The following is a 25,077-nucleotide window of genomic DNA, read 5'->3' on the forward strand; positions in this document are numbered from 1 at the left end:
GTGGAAATGTACCGAAAAACAAATCTATTGTTAAAGATATAACAACTTCATAAATACAAAATATTATCATTAAAACAAAATAAACACACAAAATATATTCTTACTGCATTTTATACATGTACATAAGAACAAAAGCCTCCGTGTTTTCAACTTACTGAAAACACGGAGGCTTTTAACAAAATTCTAATGAGTTGATATCTAATCTGTAGCAGCAGGAGGAATAACACCTTTCCTCGCACCCCAGATAAACAGCGCAAGCCCGGCAAGGATCATGGGTACGCAAAGCAACTGCCCCATGGTAAGCCAGCCGAAGGCTATGAATCCCAACTGGGGGTCCGGCTGGCGGAAGAATTCCACAAATGCGCGGAAGAAACCGTAGCCGATAAGGAAAAGGCCGGTTGTGGTCCCGCGAGGGCGCGGTTTGGAAGACCAGAACCACAGGATGAGAAAAAGGGTCAGCCCTTCAAGACCGCCCTCGTAAAGCTGTGAAGGATGGCGAGGAAGACTTCCGGCATGCCGATCGGGGAAAACCATCCCCCAGGGCACATCCGTTACCCTGCCCCAAAGCTCTCCATTGATGAAATTGCCCATGCGCCCGCAAAGCAGTCCCAGCGGAGCAAGCGGAACCAGGAAATCTCCGACATCCAGTGTGGTGCGTCCGGTTGATTTTGCAAACCGCCACGCGACGATAGCTACACCGACCGCACCGCCGTGAAAAGACATCCCGCCCTTCCAGACAGCCACAATATCAGCCGGGTGCGCCAGAAAATAGCCCGGCTCATAGATAAGGCAGTATCCGAGACGAGCACCCAGAACAAGACCTACAACAAGCCAGGTAATAAGGTCGTCTACCTGCTGCGCGGTCCAGTTGTTCGTAGGCCTGGAAGCCCTGTAGCGTCCCAGGAGCCAGGCAATGGCAAAACCTATCATGTACATAAGCCCGTACCAGTTCGCCTTGAGCGGGCCGATACGGAATGCCACGGTATCAAATTCAGGAAGTACAATCATAGCAACCACCATGTTCATTAACATTTAAAACAAAAAAACAGTCCGGAGCGGTCTATTTTTCCAGAACAAATTCAGGTACAATCTGAACAGAGGAAATACAAGGAAATCCCATGGAAGAACAAAAAGATTTTGATATCCTGGAAATGCCGGCAGAAGGTCTGGCCGCCTACTGGCTTTCTATCAAGAAACTTATCGATGTAAAGCGCAACAAGGAAATTCTTGAGGAAGAAATCCGCTATACAAGAGAGCCTTTCATCAAATTTCTGCTGGAAACAGCGTTCTCGGACATGGATCAGGATCTTGTTCGCAGGCTTGCCGAGTCCAAAATAAAAACTCTTGCCGGAGAATACGAACGCAAGCTCTCCATCATGCAGATTGCCCTGCTGGCCATGTCATCCCAGGAAAACCCGCGCATATCTTTTGTCCGCATGGCCTCGCAGTATCCCGTTTCAGTCATTTCCGAAAAAAAAGCCTTCACGCTGGCACACGGGCTTTTGGACGGAAAAAAAGAAGGGAATTCCGACCAGACCCTTCTCCTGGAATTCGATCATAAGCTGCAGCCGGACAGACTTATGGTCAAGCTGCTTTTCCACATAATCCTCAGCCGCAAAGAAGGCAAACACCAGCTTGAACAACTGGTCCCGCACATCAAAATTCCTTTCTACGCAAATGGCATGACTCAGGTAATTGACGGATTCGACCACAGAGTGCTCAAGTCAAACCTGACCATGCAGGCAAAACAGATACAGAGTTATTCGGAGAGAAAAATGGAAATGGCGGCAGAAATGTGCCTCGCCATACGGCAAAAGCTCAGCTACGATGAGATATTCCGCATTGCGCGGGCATTCATGCCCTGACACTGATCCTCCATAGAGCGGACCAGATGTTAAGTATCGAATCCCATCAACACGGCCCTATCAAATTCGACTGCGCCTGAATTCTGCAGCCGCCCGCACGAAATTTCCGGCCCAGCACGGAACCCCCATGGCATGTATATGGTTGTACCCGGCATAAACATTACCGTGAACCATCCCGTCACGCCCGTTGGCCATTCCTTTTCCGCGGTCCAGTTCAAGAGCATAAACTGGCTGAGCCTCCATGTTGTCAACACACAGAGAGTAATGGAACTCATGCCCCGGAACGGTTGTTCCCACCGGGAAAAACGGATTTTCATGGACGATACGGCCTTCCGTGTATCCCAATCCCTGAGGACGTTTGCAAAGTCTGGTCGAGAGGTCCAGAACTCCGGACATCGGATATTTCCGCCCCTCATACTCGACATCCCTGCCCAGATACATGAACCCGCCGCATTCCGCAAAAACAGGCATACCGGAATCCGCCAGTGCGCGGACATGGTTGCGGATAAGAGTGTTGCCGGAAATCTCATCGGCCAGAGTTTCCGGGAATCCGCCGCCGAGATAAAGGCCGTCCATTTCCGGCCACGGCTCTGATGCGAAAAGGGACACCTCTATGACTTCGGCACCGGCTCTGCGCAGGGCTTCAAGGTTCTCCTCGTAATAGAACCAGATGGCCTCATCACGCACAACCCCGATGACCGGTTTTTCGTCACTGCCTACTTCTATACCGGTCCAGGGCGATTCGTGCGGGACCGTATCCTCAACCACGTCTGATGCAATGCTGTACACAGCATCAAGGTCGATACAGTCGCTGGCCATCTGTCCGAGCGTATCAAGAGCCTTTTCCACCGCATCGTATTCGGTATTGGAAACAAGGCCCATATGACGCTCGGGGATAGGATTTTCCCTGAATTTCGGGAGCATTCCGATGACGGGAATGTCGGTATAGGTTTCGATAGAACTTTGCAGTATATTGCGGTGCCGTTCACCTGCTGTGCGGTTCAGAATCACCCCGGCAAGGTTGAATCCTTCTTCGAAAGCCTTGCATCCGGCGACAATGGCCGCGACAGTGCGGGTCATCTTGGTGCAGTCTATGATGAGAATGACAGGAGCCTTTATTTTCCGGGCCAGTTCAGCAGTGGAGCACGATCCTTCCACGTCCTTGCCGTCATACAAACCCCTGTTCCCCTCCACTATGGAGATATGGGCACCCCGCCCCTTCTCCAGAAAAAGGGCTTTGAGCCGGTCATCCGGCATGAGGAACGGGTCAAGATTTGTGGCATACCGCCCAGCGGCAAGGCCGAGCCATCTGGCATCAATGTAGTCGGGCCCTTTCTTGAAGGGCTTCACATCAAAACCCTGATTCCTGAATGCGCGGCAGAGTCCAAGAGAGACAATCGTCTTTCCTGTGCCGCCGCTCAGCCCGGCCAAAACTATACGAGGAAAATTCATCTGATGATTACACCCTGCGGTTTATTTCTTGTACACACAAGGGTTTCACTAGTGTTTACACGCGAAAAAGACAAGTGAAACGACACCCGGCGATATTGCTGAAATCTAAAAAAAATGCCTTGTCCACATGGGACAAGGCATTTGAAAGTCCAGTAGCACAAAGATTAATCTTCGTGTTCAGCTGCACCCTGCTTACCGGCACCGGCCTTACCGTACATGGTGGTGCTGCCGGAAGACCAGTATTCGACTTTTTCTTCTTTAACGAGCGCGGTCAGAACTTTTTTAACTTCGCGACCTTTTGCATCGGGAAAAAGTTTGGTGAAATCATTGAAGTAGAATTTGCTCTTGGCGCCGGTTTTCTCGTCAAGATACTTCATTATTACTTCTTTTGCGGATTCCATTTCGATCGGCATAATAAGCCCCTTATTGTATAAGGGGCGCGACGAAATGCCGCGCCCCGTAGTTCTCTATTCTTAATTAGAACTTGAACTGAGTGGACTGACGCCAGGTGTAATAAGCGGGATCACGGAAGTCATCGATGAGGTGAGGAGTGAACTCCAGACCGGTCTTTTCGAAGAAACGTTCCCAGCCAATACGCTCTGCCCAGTCACCCAGACGTTCGTACTTGTTGGCATCAGCTTTGTAAACGTCCACAATCTTGCGGATAGTTTTAGTAAGTGTTGGCCAACGGGGAGGTTCGTTAGGAATGAACGCAACTACAACCTTGGAGAACTTGGGCATGCTGATACGGTTGGAAACCTTACCACCAACCATCAGTGCGATACCGTCACCTTCCTTATCGGAAAGGGGCAGGGAGGGGCACATGGTGTAGCAGTTACCGCAGTACATGCAGCGTTCTTCCTTAATGGCAACAGTCTTGTAGGACTTACCGTCAACTTCGACCTTGGAAGGACGAACAGCGCCGGTAGGACAAGCTGCGACAGCCAGAGGAATTTCGCAGAGGTTGTCGAGGTATTCGTGGTCAATGATGGGGGGCTTGCGGTGGATACCGACAACAGCGATATCGGAGCAGTGGCAAGCACCACACATGTTCAGACAGCATGCAACAGCGATGCGCACGGGGGCAGGCATGTTGTGGCCGACGAACTCATCAAACATTTCGTCCATGATGACCTTAACAGTACCGGAAGCATCGGTTGCGGGGGTGTGGCAGTGAACCCAACCCTGAGTGTGAACGATGTTGGAGATACCGGCACCGGTACCGCCGACGGGGAACTTGTATGAACCACCGGCAAACTTGCGGGAAAGAAGATCCTCTTTCATCGCAACCATTTTGTCCTTGGCATCAACCATGAACTCAACGTTGTTACGGGTGGTGAAACGGAGGTAACCGTCACAATATTTGTCGGCAATTTCACACATTTCGCGCAGAAGAGTGATACTCATGAGACGAGCGGTACCGCAACGGACGGTGTATACTTCATCTCCGGATTCTGCAACGTGAACCAGTACGCCCGGTTCAATGATTTCGTGATATTTCCATTTGCCGTAGTTAGCTTTGATAACCGGGGGCAGGAACTCGTTAAAGTCACGAGGTCCAATGTCCGAAATCCGGTTTTCCATCGGTTTGTCTGGATTGTAGCCAGATGAAACGAACGCCATGTCTGTCCTCCCGTATTATCTCTGGTGTCTTTTTCTGTATTCGTTAATGTCACGTTCCCAAGGACCATCAACATCTTCAGCTTTCCAGAAGATGTAGGGGTTGTGCCTGGGTTCCTGAACGTGCCTGGGATCAGCTTTGGTACCGGTAACTTCGAGGAGCTTCTGGAAGCCCATGCGACGCATGGTTTCACCGAGACGCTCACGGTTCTTACCTTCTTCCATCCACCAGTCCCAAATGTTTTCAACAACTTCTTTGATTTCATCAAAAGGTTCTTCAACTTTGATGAAGGGGATCAGAAGGGAGCTGAGCTGAGGACCGTCAAGGATAGGAGCTTTTGCACCGCACAGAATGGAAGCGCCGCGATCGTTACCGATCATCAGAGCGCGAGGCATGGTGTTGATGCAGTGCATGCAGTGCATACATTCTTTGTCGTTGATTTCGAGCTTGCCGTCTTCGTACTTGATGCACTTGCCGGGGCAGAGGTCAACAACTTCTTTCTGGATGTCGAATGCACCCCAGTCACGACCGGAGTGTGCACCAGCGTTAGGAGCGAATTCGCCACCGACGTAAGCTGCTACAGCTTCCTGGTCGATGCGGATTTCGTCACGCCACATACCTACAACCGAGAAGTCGGAACGAGCGAGTGCGCAAACACAGCTGTTCGGGCAGGCGTCAAATTTGAATTTGAACTTGTAGGGGAATGCGGGGCGGTGAAGTTCGTCCTGGAATTCCATGGTCATGTCGTAGCACAGAGCCTGTGAATCGTAACATGCGTATTCACAACGAGACATACCCAGACATGCAGCGGGGGTACGCAGGTTGGAACCGGAGCCGCCGAGGTCAACGTCTACGTCATGAGTCAGTTCGTAGAAAATTTCTTCGAGCTGAGGAGTGGTGGTTCCGAGAAGTACGATATCACCTGTGGAACCGTGCATGTTGGTCAGACCGGAACCGCGCATATCCCAGATATCTATGATCTGATTCAGGAATTCGGTGGTGTAGTACTTAGCGGTGGGCTGAGCAATACGCATTGTGTGAAAGTGAGCGACGCCGGGGAACATTTCGGGCTGGTCACAGTAACGACCGATAACGCCGCCGCCGTAACCGAAAACGCCAACGATACCGCCGTGCTTCCAGTGAGTTTCACCGTCATTATAAGACAGCTCGAGAACACCAAGAAGGTCATCGCAAGCGTCAACGGGAACCTGAAAATTCACGTTCTTCTCGTTTTTAGCTCTAACTTCGGCTTCTTGTTTTATGTCGGACACGAAGCTGGGCCACCGCCCGCTTTCAAGCTCGTCCAACACGGGAGTTTTGTGTTTCGCCATTCCCTTAAACCTCCATAAAGTTTAATAGATATACCTACCAATACAATTAGGCATCCGGTTTCCTGCCGAATATTTCGGCTTAACCCGGTTGCTTTCCTCTCTTAAAGCGAGACCCTTATCGTAATTTACGATGTAAGGGAGGGAAAGATATCCTTAAGTGAAAAAAAACACGACCTACGGTGAGAGATAAAGAACTTACACTCTTTTTGTCAACCGGCGATTGAAAATATCAACCCTCTCAACAGAGGACTTGCCAATCAACCCGGATTCAGCTTAACTACTCATCCCGACACTAGGTGCGTCAATAGCAAATTAGTCCTACAGAAATTTTTGATAACCAGCAACATAAACTTGAAAAAGTGATTCCCTGAAATGAACGAATGCAAACAGTGCGGCACATGCTGCCGCAAAGGCGGCCCGGCTCTCCACAAACAGGATCTGCCGCTCCTGGAGGAAGCCGGAGGAATTGACATTACAGACATCGTGACAATCAGAAAAGGCGAACTTGCCTACAACCAGCCGGAAGGCGAAGTGGGCCCCCTCCAAGAGGAAATACTCAAAATCAAGGGGGCAGGCGGAACCTGGAGCTGCAAATTTCTCTCGCCATCCACTCAGGTATGCCGGATATACAAAAACCGTCCTCTGGAATGCCGTAAACTTTTCTGCGGCGATACTGAGCCGCTGCTTGAAATTTACAACAAGGACAGAATCTCCCGCCGGGACCTCCTTCCCGAAGGCCACCCCGTTCTTGAACTGATAGCTGAGCACGACAGCAAATGTTCGCCGGAAAGAATGGCCGAACTTGCCGCTGAAGCCATCGAACACTGGAACAAGGCGGAAAATCTGAAGGCAGATCTGCGCGAAATCCTGATCTACGATAAATCCATTCGCGACCTCGTAGTGGAAAAGACAGGACTCCCGGCAGAAGCGATGGATTTCTTTTTCGGACGTTCTGCCAGCATCGTTCTCAAAGGATACGGCATCATAGCAACTGCCAACGGCAATTCATTTTCACTGCGCAAATCATCATAAAAAGAGAGGTCCTGAACATGAGAGACGAACGCGGTCTTTATTATTACCCATCTCTTCAGACCCGTGAAACAAGAATGTATGTAAGGGAGAATCAGGGTTCAATCGAGTTCCGACTCTGGTCCAACGAAAACCCGACTGTATGGAAACAGCATGAATGGCTTCCGTACGATGTCATTCAGGAAGCGGCGGAAGAATACAAGAAACGCGGCACCGACCGCAATCCGCTGGCCCTTTACGACCTGAATGTTGCAAGGCAGCTAATCAAGGACGATAAGATAACCCATTAGTCAAACCGTTCCCGACTGCCTCACTTTCAGGCATAAACGTCCCGGAAACCCCTCTGATTTCCGGGACGTTTGTTATTCGGTTTCAACCTCTATCCCTTCCGCCTTGAGCATGGCGGCAAAAAATCCGTCTCCATCCACTAGTCTTCCGCTGAAGGTCCCGTCATAAACCTTTCCCGCTCCGCATGAAGGAGAGCGGGCCTTGAGTACAGCCTTGTCCGCCCCGATCATTTTTGCCACCTTGAGGGCTTCCTGCGCCCCTCGCAAAAAACCGGCACTCACGTCCACCCCGTTGACAGTCATAACCCTGTCACCGGATATTTCGCATGGCGGACGCGGCGTGGGCAGACCGCCAAGCTGTTCCGGACAGACAGGAACTGCCAGCCCTTCTCTGACCAGCCCGATAACCCTTTCGTCGGCATTGTCTCCGCCGTCGTAACGGCAGCACAGCCCGGCAAGGCAGGCACTTACAATATACATGATCACAACCTCCGGAAACGAAGTTTATTGTTACACTCTCAGCAACGTGCTAGATCATTTTCATAAACTGATATCACGGTCAAGGAGACCTCATGATCCCAATCACCACCTCAGTATTCGAACTTTTCAAAATAGGGCCCGGACCGTCCAGTTCCCATACCATAGCCCCCATGAGGGCCGGATACCATTTCAACAGAGCAGTTGCAGAAGCGGAACTTCCTGCGATTCCCGACCGAATTGAAATACGTCTCTACGGCAGCCTGAGCGCCACAGGCAAAGGGCACGGAACCGACCGCGCGGTTGTAGCCGGCCTGCTCGGATATCTGCCGGATACAGTGGACTGCTCTTTTCTGGACAGCCTGGCCGATGGCTCGCCCCATTTGTTTGAATGCGGTTCGGTAAAACTCCATGCAGGAATAAATGACGTCATTTTTGCCGAAGTGAATAACAGTTTTCCCTACAGCAATACGCTGACCATCAGCCTTAAAAAGAATAAAGAAACCGTCTTCGAACAGGAGTACTACTCCATCGGCGGAGGATTCATCAAATTGAAAGGACAACCGGAAGAAATTCCGCGTGTTCCCGTGCACAAATATTCGAACATGGCTGAACTCAGACAGATTCTCATCGAAAAGCAACTGCGCATGCACGAAGTGATTCTGGAAAATGAAACGGCCATTACCGGGATGAGTAAAGACGAAATCCGCATCAGGCTGGATGCCATTCTTGATACCATGAAACAGGCGGTTAAAAACGGACTGGCCACGTCCGGAGTCCTGCCCGGACCCATCGGGCTGAACAGGAAAGCCAAGGCCCTCTACGCCCGCAGCAGTTGCGACAACGAGGCGGACAGATTTTTCGTCAGGCTCAACGCATACGGTTTCGCTGCTTCCGAAGAAAATGCGGCCGGTCATATAGTGGTCACAGCCCCGACATCAGGCTCCTCCGGAGTAATTCCGGCCATAGTCTACGCATTGGAAGAAGATCTGGGAATCAGCCGGGAAATGACCCGGCGGGGTCTGATGGCCTGTGCGGCTCTGGGTTTCATTGCCAAGCACAATGCAAGCATTGCCGGGGCTGAAGTAGGCTGTCAGGGTGAAATAGGCGTGGCCTCGGCCATGGCGGCAGGGCTTATTACTTATGCCCATGGCTTTCGCTTCTGGCGCACTGAAAACGCAGCGGAGTCCGCCCTTGAGCACCATCTGGGACTAACCTGCGACCCGGTAGGAGGCTACGTGCAGATTCCATGCATAGAACGTAATGCCATGGGCGCGGTGCGCGCATACAACGCCTATCTCATAGCAAGTGTGGAAAACGAAAAATTCCACAAAGTGACCTTTGACGAAGCTGTCCGGGCCATGGCCGAAACAGGACGGGACATGAATTCCAAATACAAGGAAACATCTCTGGGAGGTCTGGCCGTCTCCGTGCCGAACTGCTGATCCTTCATACCGTTACGGCATGCCTCCGACGGCCCTGCCGGGGTTTTGTCTCCGACGGCCTTGCCGGGGGCCTCAAACCCTTTTGCAAAAGGGTTTAAGAATCCCAAAACCATTCACTATGGCTTCGCCGCTTCGTATGCCCAATTGACATATCATGAATATTTTACGCACTAAAGGATTGTTCTGAACAAACAAAAAGCAGTGGAATTCCGAATAGAATTCCACTGCTTTTTTATCAGGGATTCCAAAGGCCCATCAGCCCTAAGACGAGAAGCTTCGCTTCGAGTCTTAGGGCTGTGGAGAGCAGAGATGGATTATCCCCTTTGGCCGCCGGAGGCAAAATCAAATTATCAATAGCGCGAAGCGCACCAAATCCTGCCTCTCATATAATTTACCAATCCAAGGTAGCCTTGAACGCACGGGCCAGATCGTCGATCTTGCTGCGAACAACGCCCTGTGATCCTTCGGAGAAGCCCAGAGAATCGAGACCGGTGGTCATGCCTATGCGTTTGCAGATCTGTCCGGCAAAGAGTTCTTCGAACCTGCTTGCATTTTCGGGTGCCACGGTTACGGCAAAACGGCTGGCCGATTCGCTGTAGAGCACTCCGAGGGTGGACATTCCGTATTCCGCAGGCACGGACCGCAGGTCCACTTCGCAGCCTATGCGACCGCCGATGGACATTTCGGCAAGGGCTACGCCGAGTCCGCCGTCGGAAAGGTCGTGGCAGGCGGAAACAAGTCCGCTATCCATGGCCTTGCCGAGGGTGATATAACGGGTTTTGGCGGTAAGGGCTTCAACATGAGGCACTTTGTCGTGGCTGAAACCGAGCTGCGATGCGATTTCGGAACCGCCCATTTCGTTGCGGGTCATACCGAGAATGTAAATGAATTCTCCGGGTTTCTTGAAATCTGAAGTTACGCATTTATTGATGTCCGGCACGATTCCCACTGCGGAGAAGAGTACGGTGGGAGGAATGGAAATCTTGACCCCTCCGCCTTTGTAATCGTTCTTCATGGAGTCCTTGCCGGAAATGCAGGGCACACCGAAGGCACGGCAGAAGTGGGAAAGAGCCTGGTTGGCGCGCACAAGCTGCGCCAGCTTGTAATGCCCGTCAGGAGTGGATTCGGACTGGACCGGATCGCACCAGCAGAAGTTGTCCACACCGGCCATGTGGGTGATGTCACCTCCAACGGCAACCGCGTTGCGGATAGCTTCGTCAATGGCGTTGGCCATCATCCAGTAGGTGTCCAGATCGGAGAACTTGGGGCAGATACCGTGGGAAACAACGAGTCCCTTGTCGGAATCGAAATCAGGACGCATAACCCCTGCATCGGCGGGACCGTCTTCTTTTTCTCCCACCAGCGGCTTGACTACGCTCCTGCCCTGAACCTCATGGTCGTACTGGCGGATAACGTATTCCTTGCTGCAGATGTTGAGCCTTCCGAGCATGTCCTTGAGCAGTGCGGTATGGTCTGCGACTTCGGGCTCGCCGCTGAGTTCAATTTCCGGACGTTCCCAGACAGCCTTGAGGTTCATCTGGGGCACACCGTCATGCAGAAAATCCATACGGATACACGCAACGGGCTTGTTGCCGTAGGTGATGTTGTAAAGTCCGCTGTCGGTATAGGTTCCGAGCACGGTTGCTTCCACGTCCATTTCCGCTGCCAGGGCCATGAATTCGTCCAGCTTTTCGGGCGGAACAGCCAGTGTCATGCGTTCCTGGGCTTCGGAAACAAGTATTTCCCAGGGGTTGAGGCCGTCGTACTTGAGCGGGGCCTTGGCCAGATCAAGATCACAGCCGCCGCTGTCCTCGGCCATTTCACCGACGGATGAGGAAAGTCCTCCGGCTCCGTTGTCAGTGATGGCGTTGTAGAGCCCCATATCGCGGGCACGCATGAGGCAGTCGTACATCTTGCGCTGGGTGATGGGGTCGCCGATCTGTACTGCGGTGGCAGGCGAACCTTCATGCAGTTCTTCGGAAGAGAAGGTTGCACCGTGAATGCCGTCCTTGCCGATGCGTCCGCCGGTCATGACTATGTAGTCACCGGCCAAAGCCTTTTTCTGGTGGCTGAGACGCCCTGCGGCTTCTATCGGCATTGTGCCTACGGTTCCGCAGTAAACAAGGGGTTTGCCGAGATATCTTTCATCAAAGACAATGGACCCGTTGACGGTGGGGATACCGGACTTGTTGCCGCCGTGCTCTACGCCTTCACGCACGCCTTCAAACACCCTGCGCGGATGCAGCAGGCGCGGGGGAAGTTCCCCTTCGTGGAAGGGCGAGGCAAAGCAGAAGACATCGGTGTTGCAGAGCAGGTTTGCGCCGAGTCCTGTTCCCATGGGGTCGCGGTTAACACCTACGATTCCGGTAAGAGCTCCGCCGTAAGGGTCGAGTGCAGACGGGCTGTTGTGGGTTTCCATCTTCACGCAGACATTGAGCTTGTCATTGAATTTAATAACACCGGCGTTGTCCTTGAACACGGAAAGGCAGAAATCGTCTTCGCCCTTTTCCGCACGGATTTCGCTGGTGGTTTTCATGATGCAGGTCTTGTAGAGGCTGTCCACTGTGGAGGACACCCCTGTTTCCCTGTTTTCGTAAGATATGCGGGAACTGAAAATCTTGTGTTTGCAGTGCTCGGACCAGGTCTGTGCAAGGGCTTCAAGCTCGGCATCTGTCGGCTTGGAGGTAAGCCCCATGGCTTCACGTTCACTGATGACATCGGGATCGGCATAGTAATCGCGGATGCGGTGAAACTCTTCAAGGCTCAGAGCCAGAGTATTGTCACGGCTGAAAGCAACCATCTCGGCATCGGACATGGCCGCGATGTCGATTACTGCAACTTCGTCACTGGCTTTTCCGGTAACGCGTGCTGCCTTGGCTTCGAATCCGGGCGACTTGACCCATTCCTCGGAGGAGCGGATTTCGTAACGCTGGATAAGTTCGTTGGCCAGCAGATCCCGAGCAATACTGGAAACTGTGTCCAGACCGAGATCCTTGGAGAACAGATACTGGGTGGAGGTATAGACCTTGACCTTTGACGGATCGTCCGGTTTTACCACCAGCACCAGAGATTCCCTTGCAGTACGTCCCTCGTTGTCCGTAACACCGGGACGGAAGCCGACCTCAAGGTTCCAGGCGAAATTGTCCGCAAGCGGCTCAAGGGACGGGGTATGCAGGACAGGGTCATGCAGTACGCCGAGCTGGAGCACTTTTTCAATTTCGTCTTTTTCAAGACCTTCTACAGTATATACCTTGATGGTCCGGACTTCCCCGGCTTCTATTCCGAGTTCTTCTTTGATTTTGTTGGAAACTTTATGGCCGTGAACATCACGGACATGGTCCTTGAGTGCGACCTCGACACGCCAGAGCATGGCTATCTCCTTAATTATGTTAAAAAAAGACAAGGTAAAGGCCTTATTCGGCCCAGACCAACGTATTTCCACCGGATTCCTTGGCCCTGTAAGTGGCCGTATCCGCCCGGTTGAGCATAAGGTCGGGTGTATCTCCATCCCTGATGACGGTCATACCGCCGCTGATGGTGACCATGCCCGAACAACCTTTTTCCACCCGCAGCCTGATCCGGTTGCCGATCTTTTCCAACGCCTCCGCACGGACCTCGGTGACAATAACACCGAATTCGTCTCCGCCGTAACGGCATGGAAAATCCATCCCGGACCTGAGTTCGGACTTGAGTACATCGGCCACCTTACGCAACACGTCATCTCCGGCCTGATGCCCTTTCGTATCGTTAACGGCCTTGAATCCGTCCAGATCGAAAAAGAGCAGTCCGACAGGACGCCCGGTACGGAAGCTGCGGGTGATTTCACGGGCCAGCAGGGTATTGAACTGTGTGTGGTTGAATAGATCAGTAAGCCCGTCAAAAATGGCCTGACGCTTCAGTTTATCCTCAAGTCTGCGGATATGCGTCAGATCCCTGGCCACGATAAGGAGCCTTTCTCCCGGACCTGCCAACCGGCTGATGACCAGCTCAAACGGACGTCCAGCAGTATCGGTTCGTTTCAGAAGCACTTCCAGCACCGATCTCTTCTGATCGAAAATCTCCGGACTCCAACGACCGGTAAATGTTTCGACAGGAGTCGCAATGTCAAAAATATTGCGCCCCAGAAAAATCTTTGAAAAACGAGCCGAGGCATAATTAATGTTTCCGCGCCGGTCAACCGTAAGCACTACGTCACGCATGGAATCAACCAGGCTCTCCAGAAAATCACGCTGCTTCAGCGCCAGGACCTGACTCTCGGAAACCTCCCTGACATTTTCCATGACCACTGAAATCATTCTTTCATCGCCCCTGGTCTGGCGATAAGCGGAAACATACATACAGGCATCGCGGGGTATCCCGCCCGTGCGAAGGCTTACACACATGATTTTGCTGAATGACTGGTGATCTTCGGATTCAAGAAAATCCGTCCATCCCCTGCCCAGACCTATACCCAGCCCGGTCTTGAACAGTTCACTGAAAAATTTCTCTCCGGATGCGGTTGCTCCGCCTAGGAAACGTGCCATCTCCTCGTTCATATCGAAAAGTTTTCCGTTCATATCCAGCGTGGCAATTCCAAGCGGCAGATTGTTCAGTGTTCTGGCGCGGTCTTCTATAAGATGCTGCTTGGCGCAATAATGCTCGTATGCCTGCCCGATAAAACGGAAGTACAGCCCAAGATCCTTTATTTCATCAGGCGTAAGGTTCCCCACAGAGCAGACAAACCTGCCGAACAGGGATGTATGACTGGAGATGTCTATGCTGCCGCCTTTCTTTCCTGTGGGCAGTTCCTCGACAGACAGCCCTCCTTCTCCCTTATGCACACCGTCGGCGGATGATGTGTACAGCGTATAGGAGTCCGTGTGCGGAGATTTCAGGGCAAGTTCCCATTCCGAAATATCCCAGTTAAGCTTCACATGGCGGGCTATAATCCTGGCTATGGACTTAACGCCGCCCTCGGCGGTGAGCAGTTCCAGGCTCATGAAATAATTTGACTGAAGACTTTTTATGGAATGGCTGTAAAAATTTGTTTCATCAGCATCATCGCCCATTCCAAGGGTACTCAGCATGGACTGAAACTTGGTGCGGCAGACGGAACGAAAATCCTCTATCGTATCCTCTTCCATTCCAAGTGTATTCTGGAGCAGAATTTCGAACTGAAGGACATTGAACGGAGACGCGCCGTTGCCCAATTCCATCTCGGCCCAGCGGGTGGCAAGAATCACAGCCTGAGTGGGCAGGTCGAAAGAATCAAGTTCATCAATGGCATGATGGTTGGGCAGCGAAGGACAATCCAGAGTCTTCATCTTCCAGCGATCAAGCAGCATACTGCTCACTTCACCGTGGTTAATCCCCCATGCTTTTCTTTCTTCTTCATCCTGGGCGGGATATGAACGGGCCACTGAATTCATGTCGGTTTGGTAGGGCAGAGTCTGTGGTGAAGCGCACCGCAGAAAAAGCAGCGAAATATCCTTGAGCAGGCAGCACAGGTACACCTTGTCCGCCTGATCCGGGCATATCCTGGAAGCTATGAGCTGGGCGGCAATAGCTCCCCACACGGTCAGCAGCCAGTCGCTGAAAACATTATAATCGCTGTCTCCGGCGTTTCCGCTGATGTGCTTCTGATAGGTTATGGTAACCGCCAGATTCAGCAGTTCACGGGTCCCGAGAACAATTGCGGCCCTCTTTATATCCGAAATTTCCTGCGAAAGACCGTAAAAAGGAGAATTGACCAGAGTGAGAATAGTGGTTGAAAGGGCAGGGTCCATGCTGATGATTTTGCCCAGCACGTCAAAGTCCGGTTCCGCCCTGCATGCTTCCTCCATAAGTTGGAGCATTACCGGGGGAAAACTGAGCTTCATCATAAGCCTCGGTGATTCAAGGATTTCTTCCAGACTCATCGACAGCTGCTCCTTATACTTACACTCCACCTATTTGCTGCGGGTCAACACAAAATCGGCGGCCTGCTTGAGTACCCGACATTCAGCGCTGTCGGGAAGCGGTTCGAGACATTTCTTGGCCTTCTCAATATAGTCTGCAGCATACTGCCGTGTTCTGGCCCCGAAATCATGCTTTCTTATTTCCGCGAGCAGAAAATCCCTTTTTTCATCAGATAGGGTGCGACTCTTTATCGCGGCAAGAAGTTCTTCCGCCTGATCATCTTGTAACATCTCAAGGTAAAGAATCAAAGGTAAAGTGACTTTGCCTTCTTTCAGGTCCCCGCCTTCCGGCTTACCGGTATCATCGGAGGGAGATTCGTAGTCTATGGCATCATCCACGAGCTGGAATGCAATGCCCATGTTCAGACCGAAATTTCCGACCGAGTCCTCCACCGCCAGATCATCGCAGGCGAGAGCGGCACCCATGCGGCAGGAGGTCTCGATAAGCCGGGCGGTCTTGCCTATGATGATATCCATGTAGGTATCCCTGTTGACCATCGGCTCGGAAATATGGGCGATTTCCCGAATCTCACCTTCAGCAGTGGCCATTATGCCGTCAGCCATTATGTAGCTGATACGCGATTTTCCGTAACCGGCACCGATCCTGTTGGCCAGAGCCAGAAGGACATCACCGGCAAGGATTGTCTCGGTTGTGCCGAAGACAAGATGGGAAGCTTTTACACCTCTGCGCAAATCGGCATCATCAAGAATATCATCGTGCAGCAGTGTGGCCGCATGGAGCAGTTCAAGGGAACAGGCCAGCGGATAAATGTCGTCTTTCGCATACCCCAGTCCCCTCGCCGTAAGCAGGGTGAGCACCGGACGAATACGCTTGCCCGGAGCAAGGAGAACGTGTCTTGCGACTCCCTTCACCAAGCCCTCCAGTTTATCGGTTTCTTCATTGATGAAACCGTTGATGCGAGGCAACTCTTTCTCAAAATAGGCTAATAACTCAGTCATCCGCTTATGAATTATCCCGGTTATGCAGGGTCAGGCGAAAGTAAATGGTCAACTGAAAACCCCGGAGCAGATTCGGCCGAGTCCGGCCAGAGCCCCGCGCAGATCCCAGTCTCCGCTTTCCCTTGATCCGACAATGTTAGAAACGGTCCGCAACTCGCACATCTCAACACCGGCAGTGGCGCAGGCGTATGCGACCGCAAAACCTTCCATATTCTCCAAATCTGCCGCATACACCGACCGGAACCGGGCAGCGGCAGCGGCAGTAGCGGTAACTCCGCTCACTGTAAGTGATATAGCTTCGGGCAGTTTTGCCAATCGGTCAAGTCCTGAATTAGCAAGACTTTTACCGGAAACCAGATCTACGCGGTCCCAAACGGGGCTGCCTTCAACAACACCCAGGCTGAATCCCAGACTTTCAGGATCAACCGTATCGCCGGTTTTCAGCCCGTATTCGGGCCATATTTCGGTCCGGACCAGACCGGCAGACCCTATGGAAAAGCTCTCCGGATTAAATGTTCCGGCTATCCCGGCCAGCATGACAAGACCCGGGTCATGCACAGCCAAAGCCTTTCCCAAAGCAAATGCAGCATTGATTATACCGATTCCGGTCACCAGCAGCAGTCCGGGACGTCCTCCCAGTTCAACAGGAACTGTTTCACCCTGTTCAAGCGCCGGGAGTTTCACAAATCCACCAAGTGCGGATTTCATTTCCCGAACCGTTGCGGTGACAAAAAGAATCGGGTTCAAATCTTAGAGTCTCCAGTACCGGATACCGGCCTCTTCCAGTTCATTGCGCTCGAAGAAACATTTTACATCAATGATCAACGCATCATCGGGACGACTGAACCAGCTTTTGATTTCATCAAGTGAAATGCTGCGGTACTCATCATGGGAAACAGCCAGAATAACTGCTTCAAGATCATGAAATTCTTCAAACGGGACGGTCTTGAGCCCGTATTCCTCCACAGCTTCTTCCGGATCGGCATAAGCATCGTGCACCAGCACGTTGACCCCGAAGGATTCAAGTTCGCTGACAACATCAACCACCTTGGTGTTGCGCAGGTCAGGCACATTTTCCTTGAAAGTGAGTCCGAGAACCCCTACGCGGGCATTTTTGACTCTGCTGTCACCGTTGATCATCTGTTTGACCGTGGTATCGGCGATGAACTTGCCGACTGAGTCGTTGATCTTGCGCCCGGCCAGTATGACCTGGGGATGATAGCCGATGGATTCGGCCTTGGTGGTCAGGTAATAGGGGTCTACACCGATGCAGTGCCCGCCTACAAGACCCGGACGAAACGGAAGGAAATTCCATTTGGTTCCGGCAGCTTCGAGAACATCCAGAGTGTCTATGCCCATGCGGTCGAAGATCATGGACAGCTCATTCATGAGCGCTATGTTCAGGTCTCGCTGAGTGTTTTCAATCACCTTGGCAGCTTCGGCAACCTTTATGCAGGAAGCACGGTGCGTTCCGGCGGTAACGACTGTGGAGTACAATTTGTCCAGAAGCTCTGCAACTTCCTCAGTATTCCCGGAAACAACCTTAACAATGGTCTGCAGGGTATGTTTGCGGTCACCGGGGTTGATGCGTTCCGGCGAATAGCCCACACCGAAATCATCACCGTATTTCATGCCGGATTTCTCTTCCAGCAGGGGAACGCAGATGTCTTCGGTAAGACCGGGATAAACGGTTGATTCATAAACAACAACGCTCCCGGCGGACATATTTTCGCCGACCATGGCGGTTGCGCCTACAACCGGCTTGAGGTCCGGATTACGGGCTTCGTCAATCGGGGTAGGCACAGCGACAATAATCACCCCGCAATCTTTGAGAACGGAAGGGTCGCTGCTGAATTCGACATAGTTGTGGAAATCTGTTTCCAGAACTTCATTTGTACGGTCGTACCCGGTGCGCAGTTCCTTTACTCTCTGCTCGGAAATATCAACGCCCATGACTTTGAAATGACGTCCCAGGGCAACGGCCAGAGGCAGGCCCACGTATCCCAGGCCCACCACGCCAATACTGACTTTCCTGTCTTTGATATCTTCGAATTTAATCATAAACATTATATCCTTATGTTTTTAACTTTCCGGATTCTCCGGATTTTCCTGTAAATAATGCAGGAGAGAAAAATTTAATAAGCCTACTTACGCCCTCGGGGGTGGACAGAATCTTCCGGCCCATATACAACGCACCTATTATGCATATCGACTGGTCCTTTCTTCTTTCAGCCCTAGGTCTGGCCTTCATTATCGAAGGGATTCCCTACTTCGTGTTTTCTGAGCGCATGCCCAGAATCCTGATCTCAATTATAGAAAGAGGACCGAGGCAGTTGCGCATTCTCGGACTGATAGCAATGATTTTCGGGCTGCTTCTCATATCTTTCGGCCAATCTCTTTCAGACCTGTGAACAGGTCCGGCTGCTAGCTCTTCTCAGCCACATGGATATAGACAATCCCGGACAACAACGGGATGAACATGACCCGGTCAAACCCTGCCCGGCGTAATTCTTCACCAAGAGCTCTCTCTTCAGGAAAAGCCCGTATGGTGTCCGCCAGATACGAATACGCTCCGGAATCTCCGGACACAACCTTCCCAAGCAGCGGAAGGACCCTGTTCAAATAAAAATTGTATACACCCTTCCAGATGCGCTTACTGCCGGAACCGAACTCAAGGATACAGAATCTGGCACCCGGTTTAAGCGTCCGCAGGATCTCGCTGTAGGCATCTTCACGGGGCAGTATGTTGCGGATGCCGAAAGCAATGGTGGCGCCGTCAAGGCAGCAGTCCGGCAGCGGCAGTTTTTTGCCGTCGGCCTGCACGGGAGCAATGTGACCGCCTCTGGCGGCATGCTTTCCGGTAAGCTTCTTGTTCTTGCCGCACGCGAGCATGGGAAAAGCGAAGTCCATTGCCAGGACCTTAAGTTCCGGATGCTGTCGAATCAGTTCTACAGACACATCAAGAGTTCCGGCAGCAAGGTCGAGGACCAGCCCGTCTTTGCGGGGGCGAACCAGTTTCACAAGTCTGTAGCGCCAGTAAATATCCTGCCCGGCACTCAGAAAATGGTTCAGAAAATCGTACCAGCCGGCAATGCGGCCGAACATGGCGGCAACCTTTCTGCCATGTTCCTGATGGGATGAATCGGCCATTTATCTACGAATCCTTGTTTCCGCTCTCGGAAAGGACTGCCTGCTGCTCCCTTACAGCCGCGACGACATCTGCGTATATGGAGCTGAAATTTTCCGAGAAATTGCTCGGGGAAATACGTCCCACTTCAATGAATTTGACTACTATTTCCTTGGTGACCTGCAAAGCCTGCTTCTCAATTTTATCCATAATATACTATCCTTGCGTTGGCGGGAAAAACCCCGCCCGGTGGGAAATGGCCACGACCTCCACAGGTAGGGCGCCGGGCGGGTAAAAAGAAAGAAACCAGTAAAGCACCCTTCTTTTGTGAGGCTCTTTAGCATGAGACCTCCAAATAGTCGACCCGCTTCTCGGCTGAAAATTATATCCCACCGACAGTGTCATTTACAAATCAAATCGGTCCGCCGAAACAAAACTCCGGCGGACCGACCATCTGGATCAAAGTATGTATAACTTACGGCTATTCATCCAGTTCCCGGGCCAGCGCAGCTATCTCTTCACGGATGATACGCGCGGCCTCGGCCGGTACAGCCCTTTCAAGCTTTTCAACAAGAACTTCGTCTATCGTCGATTTGAATTCCTCTTCTATCTCACTTTTCATCTCAGCGATCTTTTCTACCAGTCTGGGAGCGAGATAGTCCTCAATGTCCTCGGTGAGTCTGCCTTTAATGCGGTAGAATGCCGGAGAATCAGGATCAAGTTCCTTTTCCAGCGCACGGGCCACAACCTCTTCTATATCAGGTGCAGCAGCCAGCTTTTCTTCTACAGCGGCAACCCTTTCTTCTGCTGAGTCAATCCGGGAGGTATGATCGGGCATAGCTTCCATCCGGGACTCCAGAGCGTCCACACGGGGACCGTGATCGGGCAGTTGCTTCAGGCTGTCCTCAAAAGCTTCAAACCGGGACTCATAATCAGGCGCTTCATCAAGGCGACCTTCCAGAGCGGAAAGGCGTTCTTCCGGATCGGGAATTTCGCTCACTTTACCCTCAATTGAATCCATACGGGATTCAAGAACCGAGACGACTCCCAGTTTACCATCCAGCACAGCTGCGCGATCCTCGGAATCAGCCTGAATTTCGCGCAAACCGACCTGAATCTGTTCGGTCACACGCTCCTGAACATCATCCGCGGCAATTGCTGCAACAGCAACAACCGCTGCGGAATCCGGCTTCAGTGCTTCACTCAGCTTCTGGCTCACTGCGGAATCAACATCAACCCCCTGCCCGAGACGTTCCTCCAGGGTCTGAAGGTTTTCAGTCAGGGCAGTGACCGAAGACTCAAGCGAGGAGAGCTGTGCAACCCTTTCGGAGGCAGCTTCAAGAGCCTCTTCCAGTGTGGCGATACGCTCCGTTGCCTCTGCCAGAGAAATTTCAAGGCTCTCGGCCCGCTTTGCGGCAGCCGCAGCCCGCTCACCAAGATAGGAAACAGACTGGGCCTGTTCAGAGCAATCATCGTCCGGCATTTTTGATTCGAGCAGGTCAAGCCGATCCACAAGCTCCTCAATACGGGCGGAGTTGATGACAACATCATTCATTTCCGCCGGGCAGGGAGACTCTTCATCGTCTTCTTCGTCAACTTCTTCGGTATCAAATTCGGAAAAATCTATTTCGGCATCCTCAAGCAGTTCGCCAAGGTCGATGTCATCGTCATCCAGTCCGAGATCCTCATCTGCAACCAGCTCAAGGTCTCCGGCAAAATCCACAAGATCAACTTCAGGAACGGCAGCCGATTCGGCAGCAGGCTCCTCAACATCGTCTTCGACAACTTCAGCGGACTCCGCTTCGAAAATATCTGCGGGTTCAACCTCTACAGCTTCTGCGGGCTCAACAGGTTCGGATTCTTCCGGCTCTTCCGCTTCCGCAGCAGAGACAGGTTCAATTTCCAGAATGTCTTCACCTGCGTCGCCAAGAGGTTCAAGTCCTTCCTCGGTGAGCTCTATTTCTTCCTGCTCTTCACCAAGGAGTCCTTCAATATCCTCATCAGCGAGCACGTCCTCACCCATATCAAGAATATCAACTTCATCTTCCACTGTGCCCAGAAGCGCGTCCAGGTCATCCGCATCATCGTCCGAGGACTCATCAAGCAGACCTTCGATGTCTTTGACATCGGTATCCCCGTCGAACAGGTCTTCAATATCTTCTTCGTCAGCAGGAACAGTAGCGTCACCGCCGAGACCGTCTATCAAATCATCAAGCCCTTCCGCATCCATCTCAAAGGATTCATCTTCGGCCGGGGCAAGCAGCCCTTCTTCTCCGAGGTCGAAATCAAGATCATCATCAGGCTCATCAGAAGAGGCGGCAGATTCAGGTTCAAGCCCTTCATCAACCTCCTCGGAAATATCCTCGGCCAATTCGCCGAGATCAAGAACATCATCACCGTCATCAGGAATATCACCGGAGACTTCAATATCGTCATCCAGCAAATCATCAAGTTCCAGAACTTCGGAATCATCTTCCTCCGCTGAATCGGCAACAACTTCATCTAAAAGGAGGGCCTCGTCATCCCCGTCAACCACATCGTCAAGTACCAGCAGATCTTCATCGTCCGTACTTTCAACGACATCGTCCAGGACCAGCAGGTCTTCATCGTCCGCGTCTTCCACCACATCATCAAGAAGCAGCAGATCTTCACCGGAATCTTCTTCTACCACATCGTCCAGCACGAGCAGGTCTTCATCCTCGCCCTCGACAACGTCATCAAGAACCAGCAGGTCTTCCGAATCGTCTTCGGACAACATTTCCGGCTCCTCAAGTTCCAGGTCTTCAGAAAAAAGGTCTTCAAGCTCCTGTTCAAAGCTTGCGTCGAGATCATCAGTCTCAGGACCGCCGCCAAGCTCTTCAGCAACATCAGCGAGGTCGATAACCTCTTCCTTACCTTTTTTTTCCGGGGAATCCGGGGACATAGGCTACCCTTCCTTAAAAATTTAAAAAAAGGGGGCCGTACAGCCCCCCTTCCATCCAAACATCAATAATACTTATTTTTTGGGGTGACACTTGGTACAGCTGGTAGGACCGGTCTTTGAGCCGGCTTTCTTCATTGCCTTGTGGCAACCCATGCAGCTGCGGTCAGTCTTGTGGAAAGCGTTGTAGAAAGAAGTTTTATCTTTCTTACCGGGCTTAACGTGACACTTTTCAGAATCACATTTCTTCACTTCGCTTTTTCCGTCCCAAGTGTGGTGACACTTGGTGCATTCAATGGCGGCATGTCCTTTGTGAGAAAAGGCAACAGGAGCTTTTTTGCTGTCAATGCCAGCAGGAGCTTTCAGAACCATGTCACCGGGAGCGTCAACAGCGTACAGGCTGGGAAGAGCGAATACGCATACCAGAGCAGCTGCCATGAGACAAACAAGCAGGGTCTTTTTCATCCTCAGTTCCTCCTTAAAAAAAACGTTAACCTAATTACAGTCTTCTTGTGGATTTAATTTAGATAAAAAACCATGTCAAGCATGCCTGAAAAAAATGGATTATTAAAATTTAGCGGTATCAGGCACTTATACCGAGTGACATCAAAGATTATACTTCTCTGCGTACCCCCTCGGGGTCAGCATGAAGTCGCCTGTTTTTCGGGTTGATGAATTGCCAATTATCAGGACAGTTTGCATATCCACATCATCCTCATTCAGTGTATCGAGAGTGCATACCGCAACCCGCTGCCCTTCCCTGTACGCTCTGTTGACTATTCCGACAGGAGTATCTCCCCTGCGGTGCCGCCGGACAATAGCGACTGCCTCGGCAAGATGCCCGGCCCTTTTTTTTGAGCGGGGGTTATATATGGCAATAACAAAATCAGCTCCGGACGCGGCTTCAAGACGCTTTTCTATCTTTTCCCACGGAGTGAGCAAATCGCTCAGACTCACCGAAGCGAAGTCGTGCATAAGCGGAGCGCCCAGCAAGGCCGACGCAGCGGCGAATGCGGGTATGCCCGGTACAACTTCAAACCGGACTTTATCGATAAGCCTGTCTGCTTCAAGAATCTCCAGAACAAGCCCGGACATGGCATAAATTCCGGGATCTCCGCTGCAGACAACCACTACATCACGTCCGGAAACAGCTTCGTCAACCGCCCTGCGGCAGCGTTCGACCTCTGCCGTCATACCGGTGGAAAGAACCTCTTTACCTTCAAGCAGTTCCTCGGGAATCAACCGGACATAAGCCGTGTAGCCTACAACCGCGTCAGCCCCGGCGATAGCTTCCGCCGCAAGTGGCGCCAGCAGGCACTCGTCACCCGGTCCCAGTCCGATTACCCTGATACGGCCAGCGCAACGGCCACCGTCACCCGCGCACTTTTGGTTTTGGGAACCAGCAACTCCGTTGCACCCGCCGTTTTCATTGCCGCCGCTTCGCATACTCCGTTTACTCCCATATGTTTCATTACCATCCCCGAAGGGTTGGCGACAGTTATTTCTCCAAGTTCCTCAGCACTGTAAAATTTCAATTCCAGCCCCAGAGAACCGGCAGCTTCGATCAGTCCCGGTTCGTCCGCTTTAGCTTCTATGGAACTCATGCAAAACACGGATTCACGCGCAATGCCGTTTTCAGCAAAGACCTTGCCTACCAGTTCCAGAATTTCAGCAGAAGGAGTCCCCCTTCTGCAGCCCACCCCCACAGACAGACAGCGGGGATACAGGGCAAGCACGGTGTCCGGCAGGCTGTGCGCATGCCAGTCCACCAGCACTCCGCAACGCTTTTCACCAAGTTCCGCAATGTCCTCTACATTGTAAAAGCGGTCCTCAACACCGGACAGGTCAAGAAATCCTCCCGGATCGCAGAGCGCTACACGTTCTCCGTCCAGCAGCGCGGCGTTTACGTGCCTGATCGGGCCGGTATCGGTTATGGCCAGACCGTTGTCAACAGCCAGCAGATCAATGGATACCGTCCCGGCGCAATCGGTAGCTGTGGTTATCACCGGAGTTGCCCCGATCTTCTCCCCGACCAGCCGGGCCAGTTCGTTGGCCCCGCCGAGGTGACCGGAAACAAGGCTTATCGCAAACCGTCCGTTCTGATCGACCACAACAACCGCAGGATCGGCAGCCTTGCTCCTCAGCAAAGGAGCTATGACCCGCACGACAATACCGGTTGCCGCAACAAAAACGTGCGCCCGGTAAGCGGAAAAAGTCCCGGCGACCAAATCCCCAAGTGACCGGAACGGAACATCTTGCCCGGCAGCATACCGCTCCAGCACAAAACATTGCGCCCCGATCCCGGAGGCAAGCTCTCTCGCCTGCACGGCCCCGGTCGCAGTCAGAGCATAAACGGCTGTATCCATACGTGTTACTCCGGGATTAAATAAAAAAGCGGGAGGAATAACCTCCCCCCGCTTGGCTTTATTATATGAATATGATGCGCTTCGCGCTTTTGATTATTCGATTTTGCCGCCGGCGGCCAAAGGGGATAATCCCCTTTGGAAACCCTAGTAGTTTAAACTTGTTACCTTAAGAGGCAACTACTTTGATCAAAAGTTTTGCGGAGCAAAGGCAATAACCATATTTGCAAAAGAGTTTAAGGCAGCCGGAGGCTAAAGTATCCA

The 25,077-nt window shown here is 52.0% G+C and carries 22 protein-coding genes; 5 read left to right on the plus strand and 17 right to left on the minus strand.

The features are described from left to right. Window positions 1–198 precede the first annotated feature (198 nt). Complete coding sequence (lgt, locus tag ACKU4E_RS09530) at window positions 199–1,008, minus strand: prolipoprotein diacylglyceryl transferase (protein WP_320170842.1); 810 nt, start codon at window positions 1,006–1,008, stop codon at window positions 199–201. Between the two features lie 110 nt (window positions 1,009–1,118). On the opposite strand from lgt, the gene ACKU4E_RS09535 reads away from it, so the two are divergent. Then, the gene (locus ACKU4E_RS09535) at window positions 1,119–1,865 is read left to right on the plus strand and encodes a hypothetical protein (protein ID WP_320170843.1); all 747 of its coding nucleotides are present in this window, start codon (window positions 1,119–1,121) and stop codon (window positions 1,863–1,865) included. A gap of 60 nt (window positions 1,866–1,925) precedes the next feature. Here the strand turns inward: ACKU4E_RS09535 and ACKU4E_RS09540 are convergent, their stop codons facing one another. From ACKU4E_RS09540 to dsrA, 4 genes are all read right to left on the minus strand, one after another. Further along, window positions 1,926–3,317, minus strand: coding sequence for a cobyrinate a,c-diamide synthase (locus ACKU4E_RS09540; RefSeq protein WP_320170844.1), 1,392 nt, complete (start codon window positions 3,315–3,317; stop codon window positions 1,926–1,928). A 164-nt stretch (window positions 3,318–3,481) separates the two neighbouring features. After that, entirely contained in the window at window positions 3,482–3,718 is a 237-nt protein-coding gene (locus ACKU4E_RS09545; RefSeq protein ID WP_320172629.1) for a dissimilatory sulfite reductase D family protein, read from the minus strand. 76 nt (window positions 3,719–3,794) lie between these two features. After that, window positions 3,795–4,940: a dissimilatory-type sulfite reductase subunit beta gene (dsrB, locus tag ACKU4E_RS09550; protein WP_320170845.1), complete on the minus strand. Its 1,146-nt coding sequence runs from the start codon at window positions 4,938–4,940 to the stop codon at window positions 3,795–3,797. 15 nt (window positions 4,941–4,955) lie between these two features. Beyond that, entirely contained in the window at window positions 4,956–6,269 is a 1,314-nt protein-coding gene (gene dsrA, locus ACKU4E_RS09555; protein ID WP_320170846.1) for a dissimilatory-type sulfite reductase subunit alpha, read from the minus strand. A 372-nt stretch (window positions 6,270–6,641) separates the two neighbouring features. On the opposite strand from dsrA, the gene ACKU4E_RS09560 reads away from it, so the two are divergent. Further along, on the plus strand, window positions 6,642–7,301 hold the full coding sequence (locus ACKU4E_RS09560) for a YkgJ family cysteine cluster protein (protein WP_320170847.1): 660 nt from the start codon (window positions 6,642–6,644) through the stop codon (window positions 7,299–7,301). A gap of 17 nt (window positions 7,302–7,318) precedes the next feature. Then, on the plus strand, window positions 7,319–7,588 hold the full coding sequence (locus ACKU4E_RS09565) for a hypothetical protein (RefSeq protein WP_320170848.1): 270 nt from the start codon (window positions 7,319–7,321) through the stop codon (window positions 7,586–7,588). A 72-nt stretch (window positions 7,589–7,660) separates the two neighbouring features. Here the strand turns inward: ACKU4E_RS09565 and ACKU4E_RS09570 are convergent, their stop codons facing one another. Further along, window positions 7,661–8,065 carry a DUF523 domain-containing protein gene (locus ACKU4E_RS09570; RefSeq protein WP_320170849.1) on the minus strand — a complete coding sequence of 135 codons (405 nt, stop codon included), beginning with the start codon at window positions 8,063–8,065 and terminating at the stop codon, window positions 7,661–7,663. Window positions 8,066–8,157: 92 nt separating this feature from the next. Between ACKU4E_RS09570 and ACKU4E_RS09575 the strand changes: the two genes are divergently transcribed. Continuing rightward, window positions 8,158–9,507, plus strand: a complete 1,350-nt coding sequence (locus ACKU4E_RS09575) for an L-serine ammonia-lyase (RefSeq protein WP_320170850.1) — start codon at window positions 8,158–8,160, stop codon at window positions 9,505–9,507. Between the two features lie 391 nt (window positions 9,508–9,898). On the opposite strand, the gene ACKU4E_RS09580 is transcribed toward ACKU4E_RS09575, so the two are convergent. The 5 genes from ACKU4E_RS09580 to ACKU4E_RS09600 are packed head-to-tail and all read right to left on the minus strand — an operon-like array spanning window position 9,899 to window position 18,464. Continuing rightward, entirely contained in the window at window positions 9,899–12,877 is a 2,979-nt protein-coding gene (locus ACKU4E_RS09580; RefSeq protein WP_320170851.1) for an AIR synthase-related protein, read from the minus strand. 43 nt (window positions 12,878–12,920) lie between these two features. Then, window positions 12,921–15,404 carry a diguanylate cyclase gene (locus ACKU4E_RS09585; protein ID WP_320170852.1) on the minus strand — a complete coding sequence of 828 codons (2,484 nt, stop codon included), beginning with the start codon at window positions 15,402–15,404 and terminating at the stop codon, window positions 12,921–12,923. A 30-nt stretch (window positions 15,405–15,434) separates the two neighbouring features. Then, window positions 15,435–16,403: a polyprenyl synthetase family protein gene (locus ACKU4E_RS09590; protein WP_320170853.1), complete on the minus strand. Its 969-nt coding sequence runs from the start codon at window positions 16,401–16,403 to the stop codon at window positions 15,435–15,437. A 48-nt stretch (window positions 16,404–16,451) separates the two neighbouring features. Then, on the minus strand, window positions 16,452–17,150 hold the full coding sequence (gene mqnB / locus ACKU4E_RS09595) for a futalosine hydrolase (protein ID WP_320170854.1): 699 nt from the start codon (window positions 17,148–17,150) through the stop codon (window positions 16,452–16,454). Window positions 17,151–17,153: 3 nt separating this feature from the next. Further along, entirely contained in the window at window positions 17,154–18,464 is a 1,311-nt protein-coding gene (locus tag ACKU4E_RS09600; protein WP_320170855.1) for a nucleotide sugar dehydrogenase, read from the minus strand. A gap of 140 nt (window positions 18,465–18,604) precedes the next feature. Between ACKU4E_RS09600 and ACKU4E_RS09605 the strand changes: the two genes are divergently transcribed. After that, entirely contained in the window at window positions 18,605–18,814 is a 210-nt protein-coding gene (locus ACKU4E_RS09605; RefSeq protein WP_319780921.1) for a DUF2065 domain-containing protein, read from the plus strand. Window positions 18,815–18,827: 13 nt separating this feature from the next. On the opposite strand, the gene ACKU4E_RS09610 is transcribed toward ACKU4E_RS09605, so the two are convergent. The 6 genes from ACKU4E_RS09610 to ACKU4E_RS09635 all read right to left on the minus strand — a co-directional run bounded on the left by ACKU4E_RS09610 (window position 18,828) and on the right by ACKU4E_RS09635 (window position 24,816). Further along, a complete protein-coding gene (locus ACKU4E_RS09610; protein ID WP_320170856.1) occupies window positions 18,828–19,553 on the minus strand; it encodes a ubiquinone/menaquinone biosynthesis methyltransferase in 726 nt (241 codons plus the stop codon). Window positions 19,554–19,557: 4 nt separating this feature from the next. Continuing rightward, the gene (locus tag ACKU4E_RS09615) at window positions 19,558–19,740 is read right to left on the minus strand and encodes a hypothetical protein (protein WP_320170857.1); all 183 of its coding nucleotides are present in this window, start codon (window positions 19,738–19,740) and stop codon (window positions 19,558–19,560) included. A gap of 271 nt (window positions 19,741–20,011) precedes the next feature. Continuing rightward, on the minus strand, window positions 20,012–22,453 hold the full coding sequence (locus ACKU4E_RS09620; RefSeq protein WP_320170858.1) for a hypothetical protein: 2,442 nt from the start codon (window positions 22,451–22,453) through the stop codon (window positions 20,012–20,014). A 72-nt stretch (window positions 22,454–22,525) separates the two neighbouring features. Beyond that, window positions 22,526–22,915: a cytochrome c3 family protein gene (locus ACKU4E_RS09625; protein WP_320170859.1), complete on the minus strand. Its 390-nt coding sequence runs from the start codon at window positions 22,913–22,915 to the stop codon at window positions 22,526–22,528. 141 nt (window positions 22,916–23,056) lie between these two features. Beyond that, window positions 23,057–23,896: a precorrin-3B C(17)-methyltransferase gene (gene cobJ, locus ACKU4E_RS09630; RefSeq protein WP_320170860.1), complete on the minus strand. Its 840-nt coding sequence runs from the start codon at window positions 23,894–23,896 to the stop codon at window positions 23,057–23,059. Next, window positions 23,791–24,816, minus strand: a complete 1,026-nt coding sequence (locus ACKU4E_RS09635) for a cobalt-precorrin 5A hydrolase (RefSeq protein ID WP_320170861.1) — start codon at window positions 24,814–24,816, stop codon at window positions 23,791–23,793. Before ACKU4E_RS09635 ends, cobJ begins: the two co-directional genes overlap by 106 nt. Between the last annotated feature and the right edge of the window lie 261 nt (window positions 24,817–25,077).

Origin of the sequence: Maridesulfovibrio sp. (assembly GCF_963677005.1) — a bacterium.
Lineage (GTDB): Bacteria > Desulfobacterota > Desulfovibrionia > Desulfovibrionales > Desulfovibrionaceae > Maridesulfovibrio.

Coding starts and splice junctions, on each gene's coding strand:
- lgt (WP_320170842.1), bottom strand. CDS start 1,008: ATGATTGTACTTCCTGAATTTGATACCGTGGCATTCCGTATCGGCCCG.
- ACKU4E_RS09535 (WP_320170843.1), top strand. CDS start 1,119: ATGGAAGAACAAAAAGATTTTGATATCCTGGAAATGCCGGCAGAAGGT.
- ACKU4E_RS09540 (WP_320170844.1), bottom strand. CDS start 3,317: ATGAATTTTCCTCGTATAGTTTTGGCCGGGCTGAGCGGCGGCACAGGA.
- ACKU4E_RS09545 (WP_320172629.1), bottom strand. CDS start 3,718: ATGGAATCCGCAAAAGAAGTAATAATGAAGTATCTTGACGAGAAAACC.
- dsrB (WP_320170845.1), bottom strand. CDS start 4,940: ATGGCGTTCGTTTCATCTGGCTACAATCCAGACAAACCGATGGAAAAC.
- dsrA (WP_320170846.1), bottom strand. CDS start 6,269: ATGGCGAAACACAAAACTCCCGTGTTGGACGAGCTTGAAAGCGGGCGG.
- ACKU4E_RS09560 (WP_320170847.1), top strand. CDS start 6,642: ATGAACGAATGCAAACAGTGCGGCACATGCTGCCGCAAAGGCGGCCCG.
- ACKU4E_RS09565 (WP_320170848.1), top strand. CDS start 7,319: ATGAGAGACGAACGCGGTCTTTATTATTACCCATCTCTTCAGACCCGT.
- ACKU4E_RS09570 (WP_320170849.1), bottom strand. CDS start 8,065: ATGTATATTGTAAGTGCCTGCCTTGCCGGGCTGTGCTGCCGTTACGAC.
- ACKU4E_RS09575 (WP_320170850.1), top strand. CDS start 8,158: ATGATCCCAATCACCACCTCAGTATTCGAACTTTTCAAAATAGGGCCC.
- ACKU4E_RS09580 (WP_320170851.1), bottom strand. CDS start 12,877: ATGCTCTGGCGTGTCGAGGTCGCACTCAAGGACCATGTCCGTGATGTT.
- ACKU4E_RS09585 (WP_320170852.1), bottom strand. CDS start 15,404: ATGAGTCTGGAAGAAATCCTTGAATCACCGAGGCTTATGATGAAGCTC.
- ACKU4E_RS09590 (WP_320170853.1), bottom strand. CDS start 16,403: ATGACTGAGTTATTAGCCTATTTTGAGAAAGAGTTGCCTCGCATCAAC.
- ACKU4E_RS09600 (WP_320170855.1), bottom strand. CDS start 18,464: ATGATTAAATTCGAAGATATCAAAGACAGGAAAGTCAGTATTGGCGTG.
- ACKU4E_RS09605 (WP_319780921.1), top strand. CDS start 18,605: ATGCATATCGACTGGTCCTTTCTTCTTTCAGCCCTAGGTCTGGCCTTC.
- ACKU4E_RS09610 (WP_320170856.1), bottom strand. CDS start 19,553: ATGGCCGATTCATCCCATCAGGAACATGGCAGAAAGGTTGCCGCCATG.
- ACKU4E_RS09615 (WP_320170857.1), bottom strand. CDS start 19,740: ATGGATAAAATTGAGAAGCAGGCTTTGCAGGTCACCAAGGAAATAGTA.
- ACKU4E_RS09620 (WP_320170858.1), bottom strand. CDS start 22,453: ATGTCCCCGGATTCCCCGGAAAAAAAAGGTAAGGAAGAGGTTATCGAC.
- ACKU4E_RS09625 (WP_320170859.1), bottom strand. CDS start 22,915: ATGAAAAAGACCCTGCTTGTTTGTCTCATGGCAGCTGCTCTGGTATGC.
- cobJ (WP_320170860.1), bottom strand. CDS start 23,896: ATGCGAAGCGGCGGCAATGAAAACGGCGGGTGCAACGGAGTTGCTGGT.
- ACKU4E_RS09635 (WP_320170861.1), bottom strand. CDS start 24,816: ATGGATACAGCCGTTTATGCTCTGACTGCGACCGGGGCCGTGCAGGCG.